This is a genomic window from Desulfobacter sp. (assembly GCF_050177295.1).
This window is the reverse complement of record NZ_JBFXHE010000336.1, coordinates 1-4874: the sequence shown is the minus strand read 5'-3', so window position 1 is coordinate 4874 and position 4874 is coordinate 1. Positions and strand designations below refer to the sequence as shown.

The 4874-nt window shown below is 45.8% G+C and carries 3 protein-coding genes; 2 read left to right on the top strand and 1 reads right to left on the bottom strand.

Going from position 1 to position 4874, the window contains the following annotated elements:
- Positions 1-668: 668 nt before the first annotated feature.
- Positions 669-2255, top strand: a complete 1587-nt coding sequence (locus tag AB7U36_RS18385; RefSeq protein WP_428161120.1) for a phosphoglucomutase, alpha-D-glucose phosphate-specific — start codon at positions 669-671, stop codon at positions 2253-2255.
- Between the two features lie 156 nt (positions 2256-2411).
- The gene (locus tag AB7U36_RS18380; RefSeq protein WP_428161119.1) at positions 2412-3095 is read left to right on the top strand and encodes a DUF2279 domain-containing protein; all 684 of its coding nucleotides are present in this window, start codon (positions 2412-2414) and stop codon (positions 3093-3095) included.
- A gap of 18 nt (positions 3096-3113) precedes the next feature.
- On the opposite strand, the gene AB7U36_RS18375 is transcribed toward AB7U36_RS18380, so the two are convergent.
- Positions 3114-4793: an adenosylcobalamin-dependent ribonucleoside-diphosphate reductase gene (locus AB7U36_RS18375; RefSeq protein WP_428161118.1), complete on the bottom strand. Its 1680-nt coding sequence runs from the start codon at positions 4791-4793 to the stop codon at positions 3114-3116.
- Positions 4794-4874: the final 81 nt, after the last annotated feature.

The following is a 4874-nucleotide window of genomic DNA, read 5'->3' as shown; positions in this document are numbered from 1 at the left end:
GTCAGATATATTATCGTAATCCTTGAGCTTATAACTTGCAGTTTCAAGACAACTATCTATATAACTTAAATGATCCGGAAACAGAGAAAAATATACGTTGGATCTATCTAACACCAATTGATTCATTATTACTCCTTCTGTTTTTTTTTATGAAAAAGTCCGGGTAAGTTATTCAGGTCTTTCAAGCTTTGTTGTGGGCTATGGCTGGCAGTTGATATGTCAGGCATAGCCCATGGCTGTTTAAAAGATTATGAGATATTGAGTCTTCAAAAATCATTCAAAATGTGGCGTTTCGTATGTAACAGGGTTTCAGGGTCTACAAGAAAAAGGTTCGTCTGCAAACTTTTTAATAAAAAAAATAGGGGAATTTTAATTACAAGTCAACACAATGGAAAACCATAAAAAAACACATAAATAGACTATTAAAAATAGGTGATTCTTCGAAAGCAACAGGAAGGTACCACCAACATTCGTGCAACCAAGGGTCTTTTCATGTAGTCATGTCGTACGAATAAGCTGCCTGCGATATCTCCTTTTAAATTAGGGCAACTGTATAATATCTTTTGCTGTCCTCATAAGTTTGGTATAGTGAAGCACTAAAACAGGTCACAGTGCCCAAAAAGACAAATTGATCTTACGTGTTCAAGACTTTAACAATAGGTGTTTTAATGGAAAATAGAAATAATATTGAAAAAATAGTATCTTCTTATTATTCAACAGAGATAACAGGGCAAGTATCTTTCGGGACTTCGGGACATCGAGGCTCATCATTAAACGGTACGTTTAATGAGAAACATATACTATCTATTTCTCAGGCGCTTTGTGATTATCGTAAAAAAAATAAAATCACAGGCCCCCTGTTTTTAGGTTATGATACTCACGCGCTTTCCTTACCGGCTTTTAAAACCGCACTGGAAGTTTTTGCTGCAAACGATGTGGATGTTTTCATTCACGCAAATTCTGAATATACGCCAACCCCGGTCATTTCGTTTATGATTCTGGAGTACAACCGGACCAATAAAAAGGCGCTTGCAGATGGTGTTATTATTACGCCATCTCATAATCCACCGGAAGACGGAGGATTTAAATATAATCCACCTCATGGGGGGCCTGCCGATATTGAAATAACAGATTTCATTGAAAAAAGAGCAAACCAGCTGATAAATTCCAAGAATTCCGGGATTAAAAGGATTGCTTACGAAAAAGCGTATTCAGCTTCGTCTACGCATGAAAGGGATTTTATCGCCCCTTATGTAGATGCTTTATCGAATGTGATAGACACGGAAACGATTCATCAATCAAAAATCAAAATCGGCATAGATCCGATGGGGGGGGCAGGTGTAAATTTTTGGAATCCTATTGCTGATAAATATGGATTTGATATTAATGTTGTTAATTCAAAAATTGATAAAACTTTCAGCTTCATGCCCCCGGACCATGATGGAAAAATAAGAATGGATTGCTCCTCACCTCATGCCATGGCAAACCTAATCAAGCTTGCAGAAAAATACGATATTGCATGGGGAAATGATCCGGATTTTGACAGACATGGCATTGTGTGTCCGGATGGTTTAATGAATCCTAACCATTATTTATCTGTGGCCATTTGGTACCTGCTTCAAAACAGGCCTTTATGGGGAAATAACCTTAGCATCGGAAAAACCTTAGTCAGCAGCAGCATGATTGATAAAGTGGTTATGGGATTCAATAAGACGATCTTTGAAACGCCTGTTGGATTCAAATGGTTTGTGAGCGGTTTGATGGAAGGAAAAATCGCCTTTTGTGGTGAAGAGAGTGCCGGCGCAACTTTTTTAAGAAAAAATGGCGCTGTTTGGACGACAGATAAAGATGGGTTTGTTTTGGCATTGCTTGCTGCTGAGATTCTGGCGAAAACCGGGCAAACGCCATCCGAAATTTATAGAGAGACATTGGTATCTGAATTTGGAAATCCTTATTATAGAAGGGTTGACGGACCTATCACAAATGAGCAAAAAACAATACTGTCACAAACATCACCGGATTCAATAAAGGCGACATCGTTGGCAGGGTTATCAATCGTTAACATTCAGACAAAAGCCACGGGAAATAATAGCCCCATAGGCGGTGTAAAAGTCAATCTGTCGGATGGGTCATGGTTTGCTATCAGACCCTCGGGAACTGAACCGAAAATGAAACTCTATATAGAAAGCTTTGGTGGCGAGGATCTATGGAAAAAAATTCATGATGAAGCCCTTCATCTAATATTCCGCATTTAAAATGTGCCTATGATGAAATCCTTATTATGTTGCATATTTTTTTGCTTGGTTGCCGTGACCGGCTCTGCCCAGGAACGTTTCAGTAAATGCACGTCAGAGCTTTCCTTATCTGAGAAGAATACAAAAAGCCTTTCTGTGTCCCTGGCAGGAATCGGAGTGATTACGATTTGGGGCGCTTTAAAATGGGATTATTTTTCTCAATCACCTCACGCAGGTTCCGAAGGATGGTTTGCAAATACAACCAAAGAGGGAGGGGCGGATAAACTGGGACATCTTTATTCAAGTTATGTGATCTCTCACGCGCTGTCATCTTTATATGAAAACTGGTGTTTTGAAAAAGAGACTGCCGCATTATACGGCTCGCTTTCATCATTTGCCATCATGGGGTATATGGAGGTTGGGGACTCTTTCAGCGAATATGGATTTTCCTATGAAGATATGATTGCAAATTTTCTGGGATGCGCTGCCGGATATTTATTGTATAAATATCCTGATCTTGCCGGCAAATTCAGTTTAAGATGGGAATATGGATTTAAGCCTAACGGCACAGATTTTTTAACAGATTATGACAATTCAAAATATCTGCTTGCAGTAAAACTTAACGGATTTGAGTCGGTAAATAAAACGTTTTTAAAACATTTTGAATTGCATATGGGGTATTATGCCCGCGGTTTTTCAGATGATAAAGACAAAAAAGAACGAAATTTTTATCTTGGTATCGGCCTGAATTTGACGGATTTATTTCACCGATATTCCTGGAAAAAAACAGCAGTTGTTCTGGATTATATTCAGATACCGGGGACTTATCTTCAATATAAACATGATTTCAATGAAAATTAGTCAGGTTTGAACGGGAGGTTAACCGCAGTCCTCCCGGTTGACGGTACAGGTATTGAGGACCTGGTCGCCATGGGAGGTGTCGCGGTATATGGTGATCCCTTTGAGCCCCATGGCGTGGGCGTTGAGGAAGACATCCCGGACATCTTCCCGGGTCGCGGACCCCGGCAGATTGACGGTTTTGGAAACCGCGTTGTCCGTGTGGCGCTGAAATGCCGCCTGGATCTTTAGGTGCCACTCGGGGGCCACATCCCAGGCGCTCTGGAACACCTCTTTGGGGATCGGTTTTTGATCCTTTTGATAGCGGGCATAAATGGGATGGATGTCATCGTAAAGAATCCCGTTGATACGCCGCCGACCCCTGAAGGCAAAGACGGGTTCAATGCCGCTGCTGACACCGGCAATCAGGCTGATGCTCCCTGTCGGGGCCACGGTGGTCAGCGTGGCGTTGCGCCGCAGGCGGAGGCCCCGTTTGGGAAAGATGCTGTGGTCAAAACAGGGGAAATTGCCGCGCACCAGTGCCAGTGACGCAGATTCCGCCTCAGCACTGCGTTGAATCCGGGACATGATCCGGCCGGCCACGGCAACAGCCCTGTCACTCTGGTACGGGATATTGAGCAGGATCAGCATGTCGGCAAAGCCCATGACCCCCAGTCCGATCTTACGGGTGCTGCGGCTCGCCTCTTCGATCTGCCCCAGCGGATAGTGGTTGATTTCGATGACGTTGTCCAGGAAATGGACGGCCGTCCGGGCCAGTCTGTCAAGTTCGTCAAAGTTGATTTCTTTGTTTTCAACCACCTTGGTCAGGTTGATGGAGCCCAGGGTGCAGGATTCATAGGGCAGCAGGGGTTGTTCACCGCAGGGGTTGGTGGCGCAAATCCGCCCCATCCCGGGGAGGGGATTGTCCCGGTTGATACGGTCGATGAAAAGGAGACCCGGATCACCGGTCTGCCAGGCTGAAGAGGCCATGCGCTCGAATATCTCTTCTGCGTTTCTACGCCCCACCGCCTTGCCGGTTCCGGGGTGAACCAGCGGGTAGTCCCGGCCGCTGTTAAGGCACTCCATAAACTGGTCATCCACGGCAACGGAGAGATTGAAATGGCGTAACTCTCCCCTTGTCTGCTTTGCGTTGATAAAGGCTTCAATATCCGGATGGCTGATCTCCAGGACCGCCATATTTGCAGCCGGCCGACGACGGTTCTGATTCGTCCGACCGGCTGCCGTATCCAACTGCCGGATAAAGGCGACCGGCCCTTCAGCTTCCCCGCAAGCCTGGAGAATGGTATCCCCCCGGGGCCGCAGCCGGCTGAACGAAAAGCCGATACCCCCGCAGGCTTCGTGGATGATGCTCGCCTCTTTCATGGTTTGACACATGGCTTCGGGCCGGTCTTCCACCGGGAGTACAAAACAGGCGGCCAGCTGGCCCAGGGCAGTGCCCGCGTTCATCAGGCAGGGGGAGTTGGGCAGGAAGGCAAGGGATGCCAGAACCGCTTCAAAGCGCTCTGTGGTTTTGGACAGATCCGCACCGGTGTCGAACAACCGGTCTGCCCGGGCCACCGATGCGGCGACCCTGTGAAACATATCTGCGGGTCTCTCGATGAGATCCCCCCGACAATTACGGGCCAGGTAGCGGTTTTTGATGACAGTCCAGGCCAGGGCTGACAAAGTGGGACATTCCTTTTCCATATGGGTGTTTTCCATATCCGGATCTCCATGAGCTGTCTTAGCGCTTGTTTGGTAATTGATAAATCGGCTCTATCTTTTCGTCAAGGCCGTGGTTGA